Below are 19,523 nucleotides of genomic sequence, written 5' to 3' on the forward strand. Positions count from 1 at the left end.
CGGTTCCAAGGCTGGCGGCCTTGAACCACTGCCCCCACGGGTATGGAGTGCGGCGAACTCGGATTCGTTCTTCTTTTTACAGGCATCGCGACGCAGGGAGTCTGCCGACGGGTCCGGGATCGGTTCCGCGAAGGGTCTTGATCTGGATCAATCAACGTAGAAAGAGTAGTCCCATTTCCGACGGGGAACCGCGTGGTCTTTTGCCGCGTGACAAGTTGCCTCACAGTTCCGGCAACGCCCTGCAATACATCCCTGACCGGGTCAGGTGTCCGGGTGCGGAAAAATCGATGTCTGGCTAACTAAATTTTTTGTCATAGCAACTTCCTGTTACAGACTGGTGATAATCTCGCGGTTCCCCTCGATCAAGACCGGCCCGCAGATGCCCAGCCAAGAGCCCTTGCTGTTACGTCACCATCGTCCGTTTCTTGCGTTCTGGTTTGCCCGGATCTTCACCGCCAGCGGCTTCCAGATGCTCACCGTGGCCATCGGCTGGAACCTCTATCAACTGACCGGCAACGTGCTCGACCTTGGCCTGGTCGGTCTGGTGGAATTCGCACCACGGGTGCTGTTCATGCTGCACACCGGCCACGTTGCCGATCGTTACGACCGGCGCAAGGTCGCAGCAATCTGTCAGTCGTTGCAGGCGTTGATCGCTCTGGCACTGGCCATCGGCAGCGCTACCGACCATGTCACCCGGGAAATGATCTTTATCCTGGCGTTCCTTCTGGGTGCTGCACGTTCCTTCGAAATGCCGACCACCCAGGCGCTGCTGCCGAGCATCGTGCCCAGTACGCTGTTCCCCCGGGCGGTCGCCGCCGCGCAGTCGGCGCAGCAATCGGCAACCATCGTCGCCCCGGCGCTTGGTGGTCTGCTTTATGCCTTCGGCAGCGTCTGGGTGTATGGCCCGACCGTCGTTCTGTACGTCATCGCCTGCACCCTGATGCTCAACCTGCCCGCGCGACAGACCCCGTTGAACAAGGGCAAGGCGACCTTGGACTCATTGCTGGCGGGGATTCGTTTCATTCGCAGCCGCCCGGATATCCTCGGCGCGATTTCGCTGGATCTGTTCGCCGTGCTGCTCGGAGGCGCCACGGCGCTGTTGCCGGTATTCGCCAAGGACATCCTGCTGACCGGACCATGGGGACTCGGGTTGCTGCGTTCGGCGCCGGCGGTGGGGGCGTTGATGATGTCGCTGTTCCTGGCGCGCTTCGCCGTCGAGCGCAACGTCGGTCGGGTAATGTTCACCGCCGTCGGCGTATTTGGCGTAGCCACCATCGCCTTCGGTCTGTCGACCTCGTTCTGGTTCTCCCTGGCGGTGCTGGTGGTGCTCGGCGCGGCGGACATGATCAGCATGGTGATCCGCGCCTCCTTCGTGCAACTGGAAACCCCGGACGAAATGCGTGGCCGGGTCAGCGCGGTGAACGGCCTGTTCATCGGCGCCTCGAACCAGTTGGGCGAATTCGAATCCGGCCTCACCGCCCACTGGTTCGGCACCGTGCCGGCGGTGGTGATGGGCGGCATCGGTACGCTGGTGGTGACCGGGACGTGGATCAAGCTGTTCCCGACCCTGGCCAACCGCGACCGGATGCATGTGCCGGTGGAAGAGGTGAAGGCCTGACCCTCTCAGGCCAGCAACTCTCCCGCAACCTTCGATCTGGCGGCCTTGCCCGCCAGTTGCTCGACCAGCGTCAGGGCAAATGCCAGCGCGGCGCCGGAACCCTGGGCGGTAATGCAATTGCCGTCGACCACCACCGGTTGATCGACGAAGGTGCAACCGGACAATTGATGGCTGGTTGTGGGCAGGCAGGTCATGCGGCGTTGGCGTAATACACCGAAGCTTTGCAGGGCTACCGCCGGGGCTTCGCCGATGGCGGCGAACAGGCGTCCGGCGCTGGCCTGGTCCTTGAGCAATTGTTGCAGAGGTTGATGGGCCGCCAGATGCTGTGCGCCGACCGCGCCGCCGGGCAGGACGATCAGGTCGAAGGTCTGGGCCAGCACATCAATGAGCATGCCGTCGGCGGTCAGTCGTGTGCCTCGGGCGCAGGTCAGCATGCGCCGTCCTTCGATGCTGGCCGCCATCACTTCGATACCGGCCCGGCGCAGCACATCGATCAGGGTCACGCTTTGCAGATCATCGATGCCCTCGGCGAGGGTAATCAGGGCTCTAAAGGTCATGGGCGCCATCCGCTGGGTGATCTTTAAAGCGTAGTCAGCTTTGCCCTGCCCTGTTCGCGGCAGCCGTTACTTGATGTAAAGCTGGGTCGACATCGTGTTGCGTGGGGCGTTGATCGAGGTGTTGCTGAACGTGAAAGTGCCTTCCTGCCGGCCTGCCAGATCGAAGGTATAGAGAGAGCCGACGGTTTTGCTGCCGGGCGTGCACTCGGTCAGATTGCCGTTATCAAAGGCGCACACAGGGCTTCGCGTGCCGTTCACTTCAAAACCGTCCAGTGCCGCCTGGGGCTGGCTCTGGCCGTAGCCGATTTCCAGCACATAGACCTTGATGCCCGGGCCGCTGTGATCGCAACGGGTCTGCACCTGACCGTCGGTAATGTCTTCGAGCCCGCAGGACGCCGACTGAACCTTGATGACTTTCACCTCGCTCAGCGGTGGTGCCGATGCGGCGAATGCGGCAGGCACCCCGGCCAGCAACAGTGCGATCAACCCGCCAGCCTTCATCCAATGCTTGTTCATGCGATCCACTCCCCAAAAATCAGCGCGCAGTATGGCCGGTTTGGCCGCGACACAAAACTTCGCCGACGATCGATACCAACATCCGCCATATTCCTCACGCTGCTGGTATGATGCGCGGCTTTTTCCGGCCCACCACAATTTTCCAGGCGCTTGCGACGGTCTGTGCTTTGCTGTTGAGGTCGATACATTCACGGCGCCACGCGCGCCACGGGGAGCAGACATGCTGGAAAGGCTGTTTCAACTCAAGGCACACAACACCAACGTGCGGACCGAGATTCTGGCGGGCGTCACGACCTTCCTGGCCATGGCCTACATTCTGTTCGTCAACCCGAGCATCCTCGGCGAGACCGGCATGGACAAGGGCGCGGTGTTCGTCGCCACGTGTCTGGCAGCCGCCATCGGCTCCACGGTCATGGGCCTGATCGCCAACTACCCGATCGCCCTCGCACCAGGCATGGGCCTGAACGCCTTTTTCACCTACACCGTCGTGCTGCACATGGGCCATACCTGGCAAGTGGCGCTGGGTGCGGTGTTCATTTCGGCCGTGTGCTTCTTCCTGCTGTCGATCTTCCGTATCCGTGAATGGATCATCAACAGCATTCCGCTGCCGCTGCGTTCGGCGATTGCCGCCGGTATCGGCCTGTTCCTGGCGCTGATCGCCCTGCACAACGCCGGCATCGTGGTCAGCAACCCGGCGACCATGGTCGGCCTCGGTGACCTGAAGCAACCGGCACCGATCCTCGCCACCCTCGGTTTCGCCCTGATCGTCGCCCTTGAAGCCCTGAAAGTGCGCGGCGCGGTGCTGATCGGCATTCTCGCGGTGACCATCGTCTCGATCGTGATGGGTTTCACCCCGTTTGGCGGCGTGACGTCGATGCCGCCTTCGCTGGCCCCGACTTTCCTGCAACTGGACATCAAGGGCGCACTGGACATCGGTCTGGTCAGCGTGATCTTCGCCTTCCTGTTCGTCGACCTGTTCGACAACTCCGGCACCCTGATCGGCGTCGCCAAGCGCGCCGGTCTGATGGGCAAGGACGGCCACATGCCGAAAATGGGCCGTGCGCTGATCGCTGACAGTACCGCTGCGATGGCCGGTTCGCTGCTGGGCACCTCGACCACCACCAGCTACATCGAATCCGCTGCAGGCGTGAGCGCCGGCGGCCGCACCGGCCTGACCGCCATCGTCGTCGCGATCCTGTTCCTGCTGGCGCTGTTCTTCTCGCCACTGGCTGCCAGCGTGCCGGCCTTCGCCACCGCGCCAGCGCTGCTGTTTGTCGCCGTGCTGATGACTTCGGGCCTGGCGGAAATAGAATGGGACGACATCACCGTCGCCGCGCCGGTCGTGGTCACCGCCCTTGCGATGCCTTTCACCTATTCCATCGCCAACGGCATCGCCTTCGGCTTCATCGCCTGGACCGCGATCAAACTGCTGTCCGGCCGCGCCCGTGAGCTGAACCCGGCGCTGGTGATCCTGTCGATTCTGTTCGTGATCAAGCTGGGTTGGTTCAACGCATGACTTTTGATTCCCAGGCCTACGCCGCACAACTCGAAGACAAGGTCACGCGCCTGCGTGACCTGCTGGCTCCGTTCGATGCGCCGGAACCAACGGTGTTCGACTCGCCGCTGCAGAACTTCCGCCTGCGTGCCGAATTCCGCCTGTGGCGCGAGGGCGGAGAGCGGCACTACGCGATGTTTTCCCAGGACGACAAGCGCACGCCGATCCTGATCGAAGAATTCCCGATCGCCAGCCTGCGCATCAACCAGCTGATGCCGCAATTGAAAGCGGCCTGGCAGGCCAGTGCGGCGCTCAGCCACAAGCTGTTCCAGGTGGAATTTCTGACCACCCTGGCCGGTGACGCGATGATCACCCTGTGCTATCACCGTCCGCTGGACGAGCACTGGCACGCAGCGGCCACCAAGCTGTCGGCGGACCTGGGCATCAGCATCATCGGTCGCTCCAAGGGCAAGCGCGAAGTGCTCGGCCTCGATTACGTAGTCGAGAAGCTCGAAGTCGGCGGTCGCACCTTCAGCTATCGCCAGCCAGAAGGCGCGTTCACCCAGCCTAACGGCACCGTGAACCAGAAGATGCTCAACTGGGCATACGAAGCACTGGGCGATCGCAGCGACGATCTGCTGGAGCTGTACTGCGGCAACGGCAACTTCACCCTGCCGCTGGCGACCCGTGTGCGCAAAGTGCTGGCCACCGAAATCAGCAAGACCTCGGTCAACGCTGCATTGAGCAACCTGGCCGAAAACGCTGTGGATAACGTCACCCTGGTGCGCCTGTCCGCCGAAGAGCTGACCGAAGCCCTGAACGAAGTTCGCCCGTTCCGTCGCCTGCACGGCATCGACCTGAAAAGCTACGAGTTCGGCAGCGTGTTCGTCGACCCGCCACGGGCCGGCATGGACCCGGACACCTGCGAGCTGACCCGTCGCTTCGACAACATTCTGTACATCTCCTGCAACCCGGAGACCCTGGCGGCCAACATCGCCCAACTGCACGACACGCACCGCATCACCCGCTGCGCGTTGTTCGACCAGTTCCCGTGGACCCACCACATGGAATCCGGCGTGCTGTTGACCCGGCGTTGATCGCCGGTGCCAGAAACAAGAAAGCCGTCCTGACCGACGGCTTTTTTGTGCCTGTTCATGGCACGGGATCGACTTTGCGCGGGCGTCCGCCCTTCCTGCCGTTGGCCCGTGCAGCTTCAGCTTTCGCGGTGCTGCTCTGGCGGCCATTGCGTGAGGCGATCACCGAAGCCGCCATCGCCATCAATGGCTGACTGGCGGAGATCATGCCCGCGATGGAAACCTGCAGGTCCTTGCCGTCGTGGCACAGCGCGGTGCCGGCAAAGCCGATATTCAATCCGGTGAAGTCTTCCGGTTCGAAATCATCGAATTCACGGTAAAGATTCACCGGCAGCAACACGCCGCTGTCGTCTTCAAAGTGAATCACCAGGCACGGTTTGTGAAAGGCTACCGACACGGCTTGCAGGCTGCTGCGACGACGCACGCCGCCACGGTCGACGGCCTCGTCCAGACGCTTTTCCGTGACGGGGCGATCCGCGTGCAAGCCGGCTTTGACTGTTTTCATAGTTCGATCTCCACACCTTCCCGAGCACCGACCAGGGCCAGCAGGGTTTTGTTTTCTTCTGGTTCGTAATACGCCGATCCGATTCTGAAAGTCGCACCGGTGACTTCACGCATGACGGCCACTTCGTTCGAGTCCCCGTCCCACCATTGGTTATCGAGACACGCCGTCTGCAAACGAGACCACCAGATTCGGCGGGCCCGCCGCAGATGATCCGTTTCACGCAGCGACTGACGCAACCCCTCAAGCACTGCAATCGGTGGCCGTCGCGACAGGGGCACTACATCCCATAACTCCACGCCGTTGTGCCAGAAGCTGAATTTGAAGCGGGCACTCCATGCACCTGAATCTACGTGCGCATGAGGCGGACAATGTTCGTCACGCAACATGATCACCACTGACAGTCCTTTGTAACTGCATACCTTCATGCTAACCCATCCGTTAGGTTTAAAAGTTTCAACATTTGCCATTCCCTGGCAAATCCGACCACCGGCGCCGACGCCCGCTTTGGTCGTTACCTTTCGAGCCTAGTGCGGCAGCCGCAAAAGCCCCGCGCAAAATGGTAAGCAGTTCTTTCGCAGCGTCCGCGCATTTGCTACATACGAAGACTCATTCCCCGGTGTAATCAATCATGCAGCGACACTTCGACGATCTTCAGCTGGGCAGCATCGAGTTGTTTTGTCTGGCGGCCGAGTGCGGCAGTTTCACCGCTGCGGCGCAGGCGGCGTCGGTAACGCCGGCGGCGGTGAGTCGCTCGGTTTCGCGCATGGAGGAACGCTTGGGCGTGCGGTTGTTCGCGCGCACGACTCGCAGCGTGAAACTGACCGACAGCGGCCGACGCTATTACGAAGAATGCCGTCAGGCACTGGCGCAACTGGTGGAGGCGCAACGGGAAGTCATGGGCCAGCAGCAGGAACCGTCCGGCACCTTGCGTATCAGTATTCCTACAACTTACGCCCACCACCGGATCCTGCCGCTGCTGCCGGCCTTTCGTGCTCGCTTTCCGCAGGTGAAGGTCGACATGCACATCAGCAATCGCAACATCGACTTCGTCGGCGAGGGTTACGACATGGCGATCCGCGTGCGGGCAATTCCCGATTCGGGCCTGATCGCCCGACACCTGGAAGATGCGGCGCTGGTGATGGTCGCCAGCCCCGATTACCTGAAGCGCGCCGGCACGCCACAGACCCTCGAAGACCTCGAACAGCACGAGTGCATCCAGTACGAATTGCCCAGCAGCGGGCGGCGGATTACCTGGCTGTTTTACGAAGAGGACGCGCCACGGGAAGTCCTCGCCGAGGGTAATTTCTGCTGTTCCGATGACGTCCTCGGTGGCGTGACCCTGGCCAGACACGGCGCCGGGTTGTTCCAGACTTATCGCTTCATTGTGGAAAAGGAACTGGCCGACGGTTCGCTGGTGGAAGTGCTCAAACCCTACAGTGGACGCTCGCGACCGTTCACCTTGCTGTACCCGCAGAATCGCCATATGCCACTGCGCGTCAGGGCTTTCATCGATTTTCTGGTCGAGCAATTGCCACACTAATGTCCGATTACCGAACACAAAACGGCGTAGCGATCGTTGATCAATTGATTAAAGTAACCAGCTAGTACAATTTAACTCCACAGGTCGAAACCCTCGGCCCAAGCCAAAAACAATAAGTGGAGTTTGCCCCCATGCCCCCTATCGTTCTGGTGCTCAACGGCCCGAACCTGAACCTGCTCGGCACCCGTGAACCGGCGACCTACGGTCACGAAACCCTGGCCGACATCTCCGCCCTGTGCGGGCGCGCCGCCGAAGAATTTGGCCTGGCCGTGGAGTTTCGCCAGACCAACCACGAAGGCGAATTGCTCGACTGGATTCACGGCGCCCGCCAGCGCTGCGCCGGCATCGTGATCAACCCGGCCGCCTGGACTCACACTTCGGTAGCGATCCGCGACGCATTGGTCGCCAGTGAACTGCCCGTGATTGAAGTCCACCTGTCCAACGTCCACGCCCGTGAGCCATTCCGTCATCACTCATTTGTCTCGGCCATCGCCACCGCCGTGATGTGCGGCTTCGGCAGCCACGGCTATCGGCTGGCCCTGGAGCATTTCAGCCAGCGGTTGAAGGGGTGAACCGCATGAACCGCAACAACGTGATACTCGCCGGGCTGATCGGCGCCGGCATTCAGGCCTCCCGCACTCCGGCACTGCACGAACACGAAGGTGATGAACAGGGCCTGCGTTATCTGTATCGACTGATCGATCTCGATCAACTGCAACTGGACAGCAACGCCCTGCCCGACCTGCTGCTGGCCGCCGAACGAATGAACTACACCGGCTTGAACATCACGTTCCCGTGCAAGCAGGCCATCATTCCGCTGCTCGACGAGTTGTCTGCGGAAGCCCGGGGCATCGGAGCCGTGAACACGGTGGTGTTGAAAGACGGTAAACGCATCGGCCACAACACCGATTGCCTGGGTTTCGCTGAAGGCTTTCGTCGGGGTCTGCCAGACGTCGCCCGCGAGCGTGTAGTCCAGATGGGCGCCGGCGGCGCAGGCGCGGCAGTGGCCCACGCCTTGCTGAGTGAAGGCGTACGTCAGTTGAGCATTTTTGATGTGGATGTCGAGCGGGCCGAAAGCCTGGCCAACAACCTTAACCAGCATTTCGGCGCTGGTCGGGCCGTGGCCGGGCGCGATCTGTCGAGCGCGCTGAGTCAGGCCGATGGTCTGGTGAACACCACGCCGATGGGCATGGCCAAACTGCCGGGCATGCCCGTGCCGGCAGCATTGCTGCGGCCGGAGCTGTGGGTGGCGGAGATCGTGTATTTCCCGCTGGAAACCGAACTGCTGCGCAACGCCCGCGCCCTGGGTTGCCGAACCCTGGATGGCGGCAACATGGCAGTGTTTCAGGCAGTGAAGGCGTTTGAACTGTTCAGCGGCGTGGCGCCGGATGCGCAACGAATGCTGGCGCACTTTCAAAGCATGAAGGGATAAAACCGTGAGGGGGCGACGCCCCCTCGACGCCGGTCAGGCCTGCAGGTAGCGCAGCACCGACTCGCAAATCATCTCGCGATGACGCTGCTTGATGGTTTCGTCCGGCAGGTCGATCTGAAAGATCTCACCAAAGGTGTGGCGGTTCGACACGCGATAGAAGCAGAACGAACTGATCAGCAGATGCACATCCAGCGCATCGAGCCCGGCCCGGAACAGGCCTTCAGCAGCACCGCGCGCCAGGATCTCCCCCAGCGAATCAAGAATCGTATTGTTCATCGCCTTGATCGCATCGGAACGCTTCACGTACTCGGCGTTGTGGATGTTTTCGATGCAGACGATGCGCACGAAATCGACGTTGCGGTCGTGGTGATCGAAGGTGAATTCCACCAGGCGCCGGATCGCTTCCACTGGCGGTAGCTCGGCCAGGTGCAGACGGTTTTCGGTGCTGCGGATATCGCCGTAGAGCTTCTCCAGCACCTCGACGTACAACTGCTCCTTGCTGCCGAAGTAGTAATAGATCATGCGCTTGGAGGTGTGGATACGCTCGGCGATCGCATCGACGCGGGCGCCGGACAGGCCCTGCTGGACGAACTCGACGATCGCTTCCTGCAGGATGTTCTCGCGGGTTTTTTCCGGGTTGTTCTTGCGACTCTTGCGCGGCTCTACCGCTGATGAAACGGGGGCTGCGGAAAGTTCTGAAGTCATTGTCATTGCGGGCTCACGGCCATCACTGCACAGGCTGGCGATTATGGGCCGCGCGGCACAGTGAAGGAAGCCGCGCGGCCCGTGTTTAATCCCGCGTTTACGAATTTCCTACAACTTAGCCTGGCGAACAGCGCCACTGCGTGCTTTGGCCATCGCCGCCAGTCGCACCGCGACGTTGGCCGCGCCGTAACCGGCGTAACCATTCTTGCGCTGAATGATCTCGAAGAAGAACCGCCCTTCGAACGGCTCGGTGTAGACGTGGAACAGCTCGCCGCCCTGAGCATCGCGGTCATACAGCACGTTGTAGTACGCCAGCTCGCTGAGGAACTCGTCGTCAAAATCGAAACGCGCCGCGAGGTCATCGTAATAGTTGAGCGGAATATCCAGCAGTGGCACGCCCGCCTCTTTCGCCCGGCGAACCTGAGCAAAGATGTCATCGCAATCGAAGGCAATGTGATGCACTCCGGAACCGCGATAACTCGACAGCGCGTGTGAGATCGCGGTGTTGCGGTTCTCGGAAATGTTAAGCGGCAAGCGGATCGAACTGTCGCGACTGCGCAGCGCGCGACTCTTCACCAGCCCGTACGGATCGGGCAGCACCACTTCGTCGTCAGCCTCGAAATCCAGCAGGCTCTTGTAGAACAACACCCAACTGTCGAGGCTGTCCGCCGGCAGCGCCATGGCCATGTGATCGATGCGCTTGAGCCCGCCACTTGTTACCGCGCCCGGCAGCAGATTGAAATCGGTGCCGTAGACATCCGCCTCTTCATCCACCAGATAGATCAGGCTGCCATCCGGCGCCCGCACCGCTGCCAGCTCCAATTCATTGGGGCCGACCAGTCCGCGATACGGCTGACCTTTATAGGCGACGGCCCGCGCCAGCGCACTGGCGCTGTCCTTGACCCGCACGGCGGTGGCGCACAGCGACGGGCCGTGGGCCTCGAAGAAACTGTGGCCGAACGAATAAGGCTCGGAGTTGAGGATCAGGTTGATATCGCCCTGGCGCAGCAGGCTGACACATTTCGAACGGTGCTGCCCGGCCTTGACGAACCCCAGCCGCTCCAGCCAGTTCGACAGCTTGGCGCCGAGGGCTTCGTCGACGGCGAACTCCAGAAACTCGATGCCGTTGTATTCGCTCGCCTTCGGCGTCTCGAAGAGGATTTCGCGGTTATCCACAGGGCGGATTTCCTGCTCCAGACGCTGGCGGGTTTTCTCCTCCAGATACAGCAGCGAACGCAAACCGTCGGCGGCATTGGCCCGAGGCGGCGCGGCACGGAAGCCGTCGTTGAAGATTTCCAGCGACAGCGGCCCGGTGTAGCCGCTCTGGATGATTGGCGCGAGAAAGCCCGGCAAATCGAATTCGCCCTGTCCCGGGAAGCAGCGGAAATGCCGGCTCCACTCCAGCACATCCATGGCCAGAATCGGCGCGTCGGCCATCTGCACGAAAAAAATCTTGTCTCCGGGAATCTCGGCAATCGCCCGTGGATCGCCCTTGAGCGACAGGGTGTGGAAGCTGTCGAGCAACACGCCAAGGCTTGGGTGATCGGCCTGACGCACGATGTCCCAGACCTGTTGATAAGTATTGACGTGACGGCCCCAGGCCAGCGCTTCATAACCGATGCGCAAGCTTCGGGCACCGGCGCGCTCGGCCAGCAGACGCAGGTCGTCGATCAAAATCTGCTGATCGCCAACGCTGTCGGGAGAAGCATTGCTGCAGACCAGCACCAGGTCGGTGCCCAGTTCCTGCATCAGATCAAACTTGCGTTCGGCCCGCTCCAGATTGCGCTCCAGGCGATCGCGGCGGCAGCCTTCGAAATCGCGGAATGGCTGGAACAGGGTGATGGCAATTCCGAGGTCGGCGCACATCTGCCGGATTTCCCGGGGGCTGCCGTCGTAGTACAGAAGGTCGTTCTCGAAAATCTCCACCCCGTCGAACCCGGCGGCGGCAATGGCCTCGAGTTTTTCCGGCAGGGTTCCGCTCAAGGAAACGGTGGCAATGGATCGCTGCATGTTTCAACTCCCGGTGGAGACGTCGGCTACGGGGATTGCGCCGCTTTTATAAGGTGAGCGAATTATTGGTCCCGGTTTTTCATTGAGCAATTTAAACTGTACTACCCGGTTAGTTTTGCGTGCGATTATCGAACACAATGCCGGTTTGGCGAATTGACGATTTTTCGCCCACTGCCCAACATCCCTTTCACCTTGAGTCCGGATCTGAACCACCGGTCGCAGCGTGCACAAGAAAGCACACCAAATAACAAATCCAAAAACGGGTGGAACACATGATTCCTTCACAGACTTCCCGCATGGCCCCGGCCATGAGCACTGCCACGGGTGGCATCGGCGACAAGATCCGCGGCGCCATGGCCGTCGGCAAGACCCGTTGGGGCATGCTGGCGCTGGTGTTTTTCGCCACCACCCTGAACTACATCGACCGCGCCGCCCTCGGCGTCATGCAGCCGATCCTCGCCAAGGAAATGAGCTGGACGGCGATGGACTACGCCAACATCAACTTCTGGTTTCAGGTCGGCTACGCCATCGGCTTCGTGCTGCAAGGACGGCTGATCGACCGGGTCGGCGTGAAACGTGTGTTCTTCTGCGCGGTGCTGCTCTGGAGCCTGGCCACCGGCGCCCATGGCTTGGCGACCTCGGCAGTGGGCTTTATGGTCTGCCGATTCATCCTCGGCCTGACCGAAGCGGCCAACTACCCGGCCTGTGTGAAAACCACGCGCCTGTGGTTCCCGGCCGGCGAGCGAGCAGTGGCCACCGGCATCTTCAACGCCGGCACCAACGTCGGTGCGATGTTCACCCCGATGCTGCTGCCGTTGATTCTTCACGTGTGGGGCTGGCAGGCCGCGTTCCTGTGCATGTCGGCACTGGGCGGGATCTGGTTGCTGTTCTGGGGCCTGAAGTATTTCAACCCTGAAGATCACCCGAGCGTGAAACAGTCGGAGCTGGATTACATCCAGAAAGAAGTCGAACCGGAACAGGCCCGCGTGCCGTTCTCGCGAATCCTGCGCATGCGCGGCACCTGGGCCTTCGCCCTCGCCTACTCGCTGACTGCGCCGGTGTTCTGGTTCTACCTGTACTGGCTGCCGCCGTTTCTCAATCAGCAATACAATCTGGGCATCAACGTCACCCAGATGGGCATTCCGCTGATCATCATCTACGTCACCGCCGACTTCGGCAGCGTGGGTGGCGGGATTCTGTCTTCGTTCCTGATCGGTCGCGGTATGAACTCGATCAAGGCGCGGCTGCTGTCGATGTTCCTGTTCGCTTGCTGCATCATCGGCGTGGTCATGGCCGCCGGTTCCGCCAACCTGTGGATCGCAGTGGCCGCCATCTCCCTGGCGATCGGCGCACACCAGGCCTGGACCGCCAACATCTGGAGCCTCGTGATGGACTACACGCCCAAGCACATGATGAGCACGGTGTTCGGTTTCGGCGGCATGTGCGCGGCAATCGGCGGGATGTTCATGACCCAGATCGTCGGCCACATCCTCACCGTCACCAACAACAACTACACCGTGCTGTTCACCCTGATCCCGGCGATGTACTTCATTGCGCTGACCTGGATGTACTTCATGGCACCGCGCAAGATTCCTACGGTTACCGAATAATCCTCCTGCACCGACCGGCCTGATTTCAGGCCGGTTGTCCTTTCAGCGCCGGCTCTGCTGCCACGCTGCCGCCAGCCCGCTGCAACAGATCACCGCAATCCCGATCACCGTCATCAGGGTCGGCGTGTGCGCGAACAGCAACCACCCCAGCAACCCCGCAAACACGATCTGGCAATAACCGAACGGCGCCAGCAACGCCGGCGCGGCATGCCGGAATGCCTGGGTCAGAAACAGGTGCGCGGTCATCCCGCACGTGCCCAGCGCCAGCATCAACAAGGCATGTCCCAGGCTCGGCACCTGCCAGAAGAACGGCACCAGCGCACTCATCACCAGCGTGTTGCACAGCCCGGCGAAAAAGTTGCTGGTGGTCGGGCTGTCGATCTCGCTGAGCTTGCGGGTGAGCAACTGATAGAAGCAGAAAAACAGTGCCGAGCAGAACGGCAACAGAATCGCCGGGGTGAACAGTTCGCCACCGGGATGGACGATGATCAGCACGCCGATGAAGCCGCAGATCACCGCGATCCACTGCCCCCGGGTCACCCGCTCCTTGAGCAACGGCACCGACAGCGCCGTCACCAGCACCGGCGCAAGAAAGTTGACCGACGTGGCTTCGGCCAGCGGGATGTACAAAAGCGCCGTGGTGAAAAACAGGCTGGTGCCCAGCAGGCAAAGCGCCCGCGCCAACTGCCACAACGGGCGTTTGGTGCGCAGCACACGCAACCCGGACTGCGGCAGGAAAATCCCCGCCATCAACAGCGTGTGCACCAGATACCGCGCCCACACCACCATGACGATCGGATAAAAACCCGAGAGGTATTTCGACAGCGCATCGTGGGTGGAGAACAGGAACGTCGCCACGACAATCAGCAAGATCCCCTTGAAGGGCTGGTTGACGCCGGAAAGCGGTGTGCTGACGGTCATTGGCAATCTCTGGAAATCAAAATGAGGAAAAAGCCTCCAGCGATAATTTAGAACCAGGTTCCAAATTCTCACACCCTTCAAGCCAAATTCTGTGCGATCAACGCACAGCTTTACAGACAACCCGATCGCGCCTGCCGTTGCACGGCTAAACGAACAACTCCGAAGCCAGGCTCGCCGCCGATAACTCTTCGGTAAACTTCAACAACAGCGGCGCCAGTTCATGCAATCTCGCCCCCGGCAGCCGCGCACTCGGCCCGGCAATGCTCAACACACCGATAACCCGGCCATCTGCCGGATGCCGCACCACGGCAGCAATGGCCGATGTGCCCACCGCCGAGCTTTCTTCGACACAGGCGTAACCCTGTTCCCGCGCCACCCGCAGATGTTCGAGCAATTCAATGTTGGTTCGTGGTGCATTCGGCCCGATATCCGCCGGTATTTCTGCGGCCTGACGTTCAACCAGCGACAGGGCCTCGGCATCACTCATGCTCGCCAGCCACGCATGGCCGGACGCGGTGTAGAACAGCGGTGCATCGCGGCCCATGTCCGGGTCGTAACGCAAACCGCTGCGCGCGCCCTGTGACTTGGCAATCCAGGTCTGACGCTCGCCATCGGTGACGCCCAGCCGCACCAGTTCGCCGGTTTCCTGCGCCAGTCGATCAAGCACCGGCTGCACGATGTCGGCGCCGCTGCTCGACAGATAACGAAAACCCATCGCGACCAATTTGGTCGACAAGTGATAACGCAGGGTTTCCGGGTTCTGCCGCACATAACCCAGCCGGGACAATTCGGCGAGCAAGCGGTGGGTCGCACTTTTCGGAATGTCGATTTGTTCCGCGAGGGTTTGCAGCGGCAGTCCGCGCGGCTCGTGGGTAAGGCTTTCGAGCACGCTGAAAACCCGTTCGATCTGACTGCCGGCCATTGTGCGATCCCAGTGAAATTTTGCCGATTCTAAAATACATATCACTGATTGCGAAATCTGGAACCGAACGCTCGATAATCGCCCCCTTTCTCGGCTAACAAGTTGCCGATATTGGCTGGCGTTGTTTAGTTTTCAGAATCCCATTCTGAAACCCATCAATGCAGGAAGCGCCGACCATGCAGCACATCGTCAACAAACACGGACTGAACCTGCCCAAACTCGGCCTTGGCACCTGGCCGATGCTCGGCGACGAATGCACCCGCGCCGTGGAGCAGGCACTGGCACTCGGTTACCGGCACATCGACACGGCAGCGGCCTACAACAACGAAGACGCCGTCGGACAGGCACTGGCGAATACGCCGACACCCCGCGAGCAGATCCACGTCACCACCAAGGTCTGGTGGGACCAGTTGCAACCGGATGCCATGCGTCACTCGCTGGAGCGCAGCCTCAAGGCCTTGCGCAGCGAGTACGTCGATCTGTTCATGATCCATTGGCCGACCACCGACTGGGACTTGCCGCGCACTCTCGAGACCCTCGCCTCGTTCAAGGAGCAAGGCCTGGCTCGCAACATCGGTGTGGCGAATTTTCCGCTGCCGTTGCTGCGCAAAGTCGTCGAGGAATACCGCATTCCTCTGTCAGCGATTCAGGTCGAGTACCACGTCCTGCTCGGACAAAACGCTTTGCTCGACTACGTCCGCCAACACGATCTGGCGCTGACGGCCTACACGCCGCTGGCACGCAACAAGGTCTCGGAGGTTGCACAGATTCAACAGATCGCCAAAAAGCACGGCGTGCTGCAGACTCAGATCGCACTGAAGTGGTTGCTGGATCAGGACAATGTCGCAGCGATTCCCAAGGCCAGCAGCAGAACCAATCAACTGGCCAACCTCGCTTCACTGAATGTGGAACTGGACGATGACGACCGCGCACTGATTGCCGCATTGTCCAAACGCGAGCGTCAGGTCAGCCCGGCCTTCGCGCCGGTGTGGGACGCCTTCGACCGCTGATCCGGCGAAAGAAATCCGCCGACGGATTGAATTCCCGGCGCTCATACTCGTCAATAACAGGCCCGACCTCGTCCCCCGAGGTCGGGCCTGTTTGCCTGTGTACGAATGGACGGACGGCCGGACTGGCGCCACACTCACACACCAGCAACACTCATCACCACGATCAGACAGAGGATTCCCACATGCTATGGAGAAAAGGTCGACGCAGTGACAACGTCGTCGATGCCCGTGGCGATGACATGGGCGGTGGTGGCGGCATGCGTTTCGGTGGCGGCAAGGGCCTGAGCCTCGGCGCGATTCTGCTGATCGTCGGCATTGGCTGGATCACCGGGCAGGACCCGTTGCAGATCCTCGGCCAGCTCACCGGGCAGATGACCGAGCAATCGGGCCCTGCTTCGCAAACCCGCCAGGCACCTCCGGCCAACGATGAACAGGCCGAATTCGTGCGCTCGATCCTCGGCGACACCGAAGACACCTGGGGCGCGATCTTCCAACAGGCCGGTCGTCAATATAAGGACCCGACCCTGGTGCTGTTCAGCAACCGGGTCAATTCGGCCTGCGGCATGGCCACCTCGGCCACCGGCCCGTTCTATTGCCCGGCAGACCAGAAGGTCTATCTGGATATGGCGTTCTTCCAGGAAATGGCCCAGCGCTTCAAGGCCGCCGGTGATTTCGCCCAGGCCTACGTGATCGCTCACGAAGTCGGACACCATGTGCAGACGCTTCTCGGCGTCTCGGCGAAAATTCAGGCTGCCCGCCAGCAAGGTCGGCAGATGCAAGGCGACGGCGGTTTGCTGGTACGTCAGGAACTGCAGGCCGATTGCCTGGCGGGCGTCTGGGCCTACCACGCGCAGAAACGCCTGAACTGGCTGGAGCCGGGCGATATCGAAGAAGCCTTGAACGCGGCGAACGCCATCGGTGATGATCGCTTGCAACAACAGGGTCAGGGCCGCGTGGTGCCGGACTCGTTCACCCACGGTACGTCGGCGCAAAGGGTGCGCTGGTTCAAAACCGGATTCGCCCAGGGCCAGGTCGGCCAGTGCGATACCTTTGCGGCGAAAAACCTGTAAATGCATAAATGGCTGTTGGCTTTATTGTTCATCGGCGGCACCGCACAAGCGGCCGGCGTCGACGCGATCAGCCCCGGACGCCTGCAACTGCAGGCCGGCGAAATGGCGGTGGGCATCGGCCCGGCGCCGGCGAAAATCGAGCGGGTGCTGATCGTCATTCATGGCAAGCTGCGCAACGCCGAAACCTATCGCAAGAGTGGCGAGAGCGCCGCCGAACTGGTCGGACAAACCGCCAACACCCTGGTGATCGCACCGCAGTTTCTCAACGAAAGCGATGTCGCCCTCTATTCGTTGCCCGCCAGCGTGCTGCGCTGGAAAGGCAATGAGTGGATGGGCGGCGGGTTATCCACAGGGCCCAACCCGCTGAGTTCCTACGCCGCACTGGACGAAATCATTGGCCGACTGAGTGATCGCAAGCAGTTTCCGGACGTGAAGCAGATCGTGATCTTCGGCCACTCCGGCGGCGGTCAGGTGGTGCAGCGCTATGCCCTGCTCGCCCGCGAACAACCGGCGCTCAAGGCTGAAGGCATTCGCTTGCGGTATGTGGTGGCCAACCCGTCGTCCTACGCCTACTTCAACGAACAACGGCCGGTGGCGTTCGATCATGCGCAGTGCCCGGGTTTCAACCGCTGGAAGTACGGTCTGGTGGATCCGCCGATCTACTCCGGTGGGCAAACGCCTGCGCAGCTTGAAGGCAGTTACGTCAAACGCGAGGTGATTTATCTGCTCGGCCAGCAGGACACCGACCCGCAACACCCGGCCCTGGACAAGAGCTGCGCCGCCGAAGCGCAAGGCGCCTATCGCCTGATGCGTGGGAAGATGTTTTTCAGCTACCTGCTGCGCCGGCATCCGGAAGGGGTGAATCAGCGGCTGGTGGAAGTGCCCGGTGTCGGGCATAACGGCGATGGCATGCTGACCTCGCCGGAAGGTCAGAAAGCAATCTTCGACCAATAAAAAACGGGGGCCAAAGCCCCCGTTTTTTTTCAAGCGAACAACATTCGCCGCAACTCCACACAATCCTTCGCATGCCAGTCGGTCAGCTCGGGCCAGGGATTATCCGGCAGGTTCACCAGCACCGTGTGCGCCCCGGCGGCCCGACCACAATCAAGATCAAATCGGTAATCACCGACCATCACCATCTCGCTCGCCGGTACTTGCCAGGCTTCCGCCAGCTTCAGCAGGCCACCCGGATGCGGTTTCGGCGGCGCTTCATCGCGACCCAACACATCCTCCACCGCAAAGCAGTCCGCCAGGCCGATGGCCTCCAGCGTCACATGGGCCAGTTCCCGCGCATTGCGGGTCAGGATGCCGAGCCGATAACCCCGCGCGTGCAGCTCGCGCACCAGTTCCACCGCGCCGACTGCCGGGGTCGAGCCGAGCGCCAGATCCCGTTCATGCTCCAGCAGCCACGCATGTTTCGCCGCTGCTTCCTCGGCGGGCAACGCCGCGAGGTGCGTGAGGATGTCGTCCTCCGGCGGGATCGACAGCGCCACGCGAATCGCCGCGAAATCATGCACGGCGACGGTCAGGGTGCCGTCCATGTCGAACACCCAGTGCCGCACCTCCGCCAGACTCATGCCCAGTCCTTGCGATGACGGATCAGGCCTTCCTGGGTCACCGACGCTACGAGTTGTCCGGCGCGGTTGAACACGCTGCCACGGGAGAACCCGCGAGAGTTGCCGGCCCACGGACTGTCCATGGCGTAGAGCAACCAGTCATCGGCGCGCAGGTCGTTGTGGAACCACAAGGCGTGATCGAGGCTGGCGACCTGCATGTCTTTCTGCCAGACCGACTTGCCGTGGGGCAGCATCGAGGTGGTCAGCAGACCGAAGTCCGAGGCGTAGGCCAGCAAATATTTGTGCAGCGCTGGGATGTCGGCCAATGCGCCGTCGGCACGGAACCACACGTACTTGACCGGATCCGCCGGTTGCGGGTTGTACGGGTCTTTTTCAGTGACCGGGCGCACTTCGATCGGTTTCGGGCACAGCAGCTTTTCGCGCATGTGTTCCGGGATCAGGTGCGCACGTTGCTGGGTCAGTTCCAGCTCCGACGGCAGGTTTTCCGGGCCGACCACTTGCGGCATCTGGCTCTGGTGTTCGAAGCCTTCTTCGTCGTACTGAAACGAAGCGCTGCAGGTGAAAATCGGGTGGCCCTTCTGGATCGCCGTCACGCGGCGGGTGCTGAAGCTGCCGCCGTCACGCACGCGGTCAACCGAGTAGACCACCGGCAACTTGGCATCACCCGGGCGCAGGAAATAACCGTGCATCGAATGCACATGACGCGTCTCTTCAACCGTCTGACTGGCCGCCGACAACGACTGGCCGAGTACCTGGCCGCCGAACAACTGGCGAAAGCCCAGATCCTGGCTGCGACCACGGAACAGGTTTTCCTCGATCGGTTCGAGGGTCAGCAGATCCACCAGATCTTCCAACACTTGGCTCATTCAGACTCTCCTCACACAACGCTATGCCGCGCAGTCTTGGCTGCGGCGGCCAATTCAGGTTCTGGCGCGAGCCAT

Annotated in this window: 20 protein-coding genes; 10 read left to right on the forward strand and 10 right to left on the reverse strand. The window is 61.3% G+C overall.

The genetic code is table 11. The features are described 5' to 3' along the window. The first annotated feature begins 379 nt into the window (after nucleotides 1-379). Nucleotides 380-1,618 carry an MFS transporter gene (locus M5B44_RS21900; RefSeq protein WP_248740467.1) on the forward strand — a complete coding sequence of 413 codons (1,239 nt, stop codon included), beginning with the start codon at nucleotides 380-382 and terminating at the stop codon, nucleotides 1,616-1,618. Between the two features lie 5 nt (nucleotides 1,619-1,623). Here M5B44_RS21900 and M5B44_RS21905 read toward each other — a convergent pair whose 3' ends face one another. Both M5B44_RS21905 and M5B44_RS21910 read right to left on the reverse strand, forming a co-directional pair. Continuing rightward, entirely contained in the window at nucleotides 1,624-2,175 is a 552-nt protein-coding gene (locus M5B44_RS21905; protein ID WP_248740468.1) for a DJ-1 family glyoxalase III, read from the reverse strand. Nucleotides 2,176-2,241: 66 nt separating this feature from the next. Beyond that, nucleotides 2,242-2,691: a DUF4879 domain-containing protein gene (locus tag M5B44_RS21910; protein WP_248740469.1), complete on the reverse strand. Its 450-nt coding sequence runs from the start codon at nucleotides 2,689-2,691 to the stop codon at nucleotides 2,242-2,244. A gap of 220 nt (nucleotides 2,692-2,911) precedes the next feature. Here M5B44_RS21910 and M5B44_RS21915 point away from each other — a divergent pair, with 220 nt between their 5' ends. Both M5B44_RS21915 and trmA read left to right on the forward strand, forming a co-directional pair. Next, a complete protein-coding gene (locus M5B44_RS21915) occupies nucleotides 2,912-4,207 on the forward strand; it encodes an NCS2 family permease (protein WP_085712226.1) in 1,296 nt (431 codons plus the stop codon). Continuing rightward, entirely contained in the window at nucleotides 4,204-5,283 is a 1,080-nt protein-coding gene (gene trmA / locus M5B44_RS21920; protein ID WP_248740470.1) for a tRNA (uridine(54)-C5)-methyltransferase TrmA, read from the forward strand. The genes M5B44_RS21915 and trmA overlap by 4 nt, the downstream gene beginning before the upstream one ends. A gap of 55 nt (nucleotides 5,284-5,338) precedes the next feature. Here trmA and M5B44_RS21925 read toward each other — a convergent pair whose 3' ends face one another. Next, nucleotides 5,339-5,785: a hypothetical protein gene (locus M5B44_RS21925; protein ID WP_248740471.1), complete on the reverse strand. Its 447-nt coding sequence runs from the start codon at nucleotides 5,783-5,785 to the stop codon at nucleotides 5,339-5,341. Then, nucleotides 5,782-6,210, reverse strand: coding sequence for a DUF4160 domain-containing protein (locus tag M5B44_RS21930; protein WP_248740472.1), 429 nt, complete (start codon nucleotides 6,208-6,210; stop codon nucleotides 5,782-5,784). Before M5B44_RS21930 ends, M5B44_RS21925 begins: the two co-directional genes overlap by 4 nt. Nucleotides 6,211-6,413: 203 nt before the next feature. On the opposite strand from M5B44_RS21930, the gene M5B44_RS21935 reads away from it, so the two are divergent. The 3 genes from M5B44_RS21935 to M5B44_RS21945 all read left to right on the forward strand — a co-directional run bounded on the left by M5B44_RS21935 (nucleotide 6,414) and on the right by M5B44_RS21945 (nucleotide 8,757). After that, nucleotides 6,414-7,325, forward strand: coding sequence for a LysR family transcriptional regulator (locus M5B44_RS21935; RefSeq protein WP_248740473.1), 912 nt, complete (start codon nucleotides 6,414-6,416; stop codon nucleotides 7,323-7,325). Between the two features lie 131 nt (nucleotides 7,326-7,456). Next, nucleotides 7,457-7,897, forward strand: coding sequence for a type II 3-dehydroquinate dehydratase (aroQ, locus tag M5B44_RS21940; protein ID WP_011336043.1), 441 nt, complete (start codon nucleotides 7,457-7,459; stop codon nucleotides 7,895-7,897). A gap of 5 nt (nucleotides 7,898-7,902) precedes the next feature. Beyond that, nucleotides 7,903-8,757 carry a shikimate dehydrogenase gene (locus tag M5B44_RS21945; protein WP_248740474.1) on the forward strand — a complete coding sequence of 285 codons (855 nt, stop codon included), beginning with the start codon at nucleotides 7,903-7,905 and terminating at the stop codon, nucleotides 8,755-8,757. A 33-nt stretch (nucleotides 8,758-8,790) separates the two neighbouring features. On the opposite strand, the gene M5B44_RS21950 is transcribed toward M5B44_RS21945, so the two are convergent. Both M5B44_RS21950 and quiC read right to left on the reverse strand, forming a co-directional pair. Next, the gene (locus tag M5B44_RS21950; protein ID WP_114885674.1) at nucleotides 8,791-9,468 is read right to left on the reverse strand and encodes a TetR family transcriptional regulator; all 678 of its coding nucleotides are present in this window, start codon (nucleotides 9,466-9,468) and stop codon (nucleotides 8,791-8,793) included. Nucleotides 9,469-9,570: 102 nt separating this feature from the next. Beyond that, nucleotides 9,571-11,472 carry a 3-dehydroshikimate dehydratase QuiC gene (gene quiC / locus M5B44_RS21955; RefSeq protein WP_248740475.1) on the reverse strand — a complete coding sequence of 634 codons (1,902 nt, stop codon included), beginning with the start codon at nucleotides 11,470-11,472 and terminating at the stop codon, nucleotides 9,571-9,573. A gap of 272 nt (nucleotides 11,473-11,744) precedes the next feature. Here quiC and M5B44_RS21960 point away from each other — a divergent pair, with 272 nt between their 5' ends. Next, nucleotides 11,745-13,082 (forward strand): MFS transporter, encoded by a 1,338-nt coding sequence (locus tag M5B44_RS21960; protein WP_114885678.1) that lies wholly within the window; start codon nucleotides 11,745-11,747, stop codon nucleotides 13,080-13,082. A gap of 42 nt (nucleotides 13,083-13,124) precedes the next feature. Here M5B44_RS21960 and M5B44_RS21965 read toward each other — a convergent pair whose 3' ends face one another. Further along, nucleotides 13,125-14,003 (reverse strand): DMT family transporter, encoded by an 879-nt coding sequence (locus tag M5B44_RS21965; RefSeq protein ID WP_248740476.1) that lies wholly within the window; start codon nucleotides 14,001-14,003, stop codon nucleotides 13,125-13,127. Between the two features lie 145 nt (nucleotides 14,004-14,148). Then, a complete protein-coding gene (locus tag M5B44_RS21970) occupies nucleotides 14,149-14,925 on the reverse strand; it encodes an IclR family transcriptional regulator (protein ID WP_134828185.1) in 777 nt (258 codons plus the stop codon). Between the two features lie 176 nt (nucleotides 14,926-15,101). Between M5B44_RS21970 and M5B44_RS21975 the strand changes: the two genes are divergently transcribed. The 3 genes from M5B44_RS21975 to M5B44_RS21985 all read left to right on the forward strand — a co-directional run bounded on the left by M5B44_RS21975 (nucleotide 15,102) and on the right by M5B44_RS21985 (nucleotide 17,959). Then, nucleotides 15,102-15,935 carry an aldo/keto reductase gene (locus M5B44_RS21975; protein ID WP_248740477.1) on the forward strand — a complete coding sequence of 278 codons (834 nt, stop codon included), beginning with the start codon at nucleotides 15,102-15,104 and terminating at the stop codon, nucleotides 15,933-15,935. Nucleotides 15,936-16,117: 182 nt separating this feature from the next. Beyond that, nucleotides 16,118-17,005, forward strand: a complete 888-nt coding sequence (locus tag M5B44_RS21980; protein WP_248740478.1) for a neutral zinc metallopeptidase — start codon at nucleotides 16,118-16,120, stop codon at nucleotides 17,003-17,005. Next, on the forward strand, nucleotides 17,006-17,959 hold the full coding sequence (locus tag M5B44_RS21985; RefSeq protein WP_248740479.1) for an alpha/beta hydrolase: 954 nt from the start codon (nucleotides 17,006-17,008) through the stop codon (nucleotides 17,957-17,959). A 29-nt stretch (nucleotides 17,960-17,988) separates the two neighbouring features. Here M5B44_RS21985 and M5B44_RS21990 read toward each other — a convergent pair whose 3' ends face one another. Both M5B44_RS21990 and tesB read right to left on the reverse strand, forming a co-directional pair. Then, entirely contained in the window at nucleotides 17,989-18,582 is a 594-nt protein-coding gene (locus tag M5B44_RS21990; protein ID WP_248740480.1) for an HAD family hydrolase, read from the reverse strand. Then, nucleotides 18,579-19,448 (reverse strand): acyl-CoA thioesterase II, encoded by an 870-nt coding sequence (gene tesB, locus M5B44_RS21995; protein ID WP_085608733.1) that lies wholly within the window; start codon nucleotides 19,446-19,448, stop codon nucleotides 18,579-18,581. Before tesB ends, M5B44_RS21990 begins: the two co-directional genes overlap by 4 nt. Nucleotides 19,449-19,523 lie beyond the last annotated feature (75 nt).

Origin of the sequence: Pseudomonas sp. MWU12-2029 (genome assembly GCF_023242425.1) — a bacterium.
In the GTDB taxonomy this organism is placed as follows: Bacteria; Pseudomonadota; Gammaproteobacteria; order Pseudomonadales; family Pseudomonadaceae; genus Aquipseudomonas; species Aquipseudomonas kribbensis.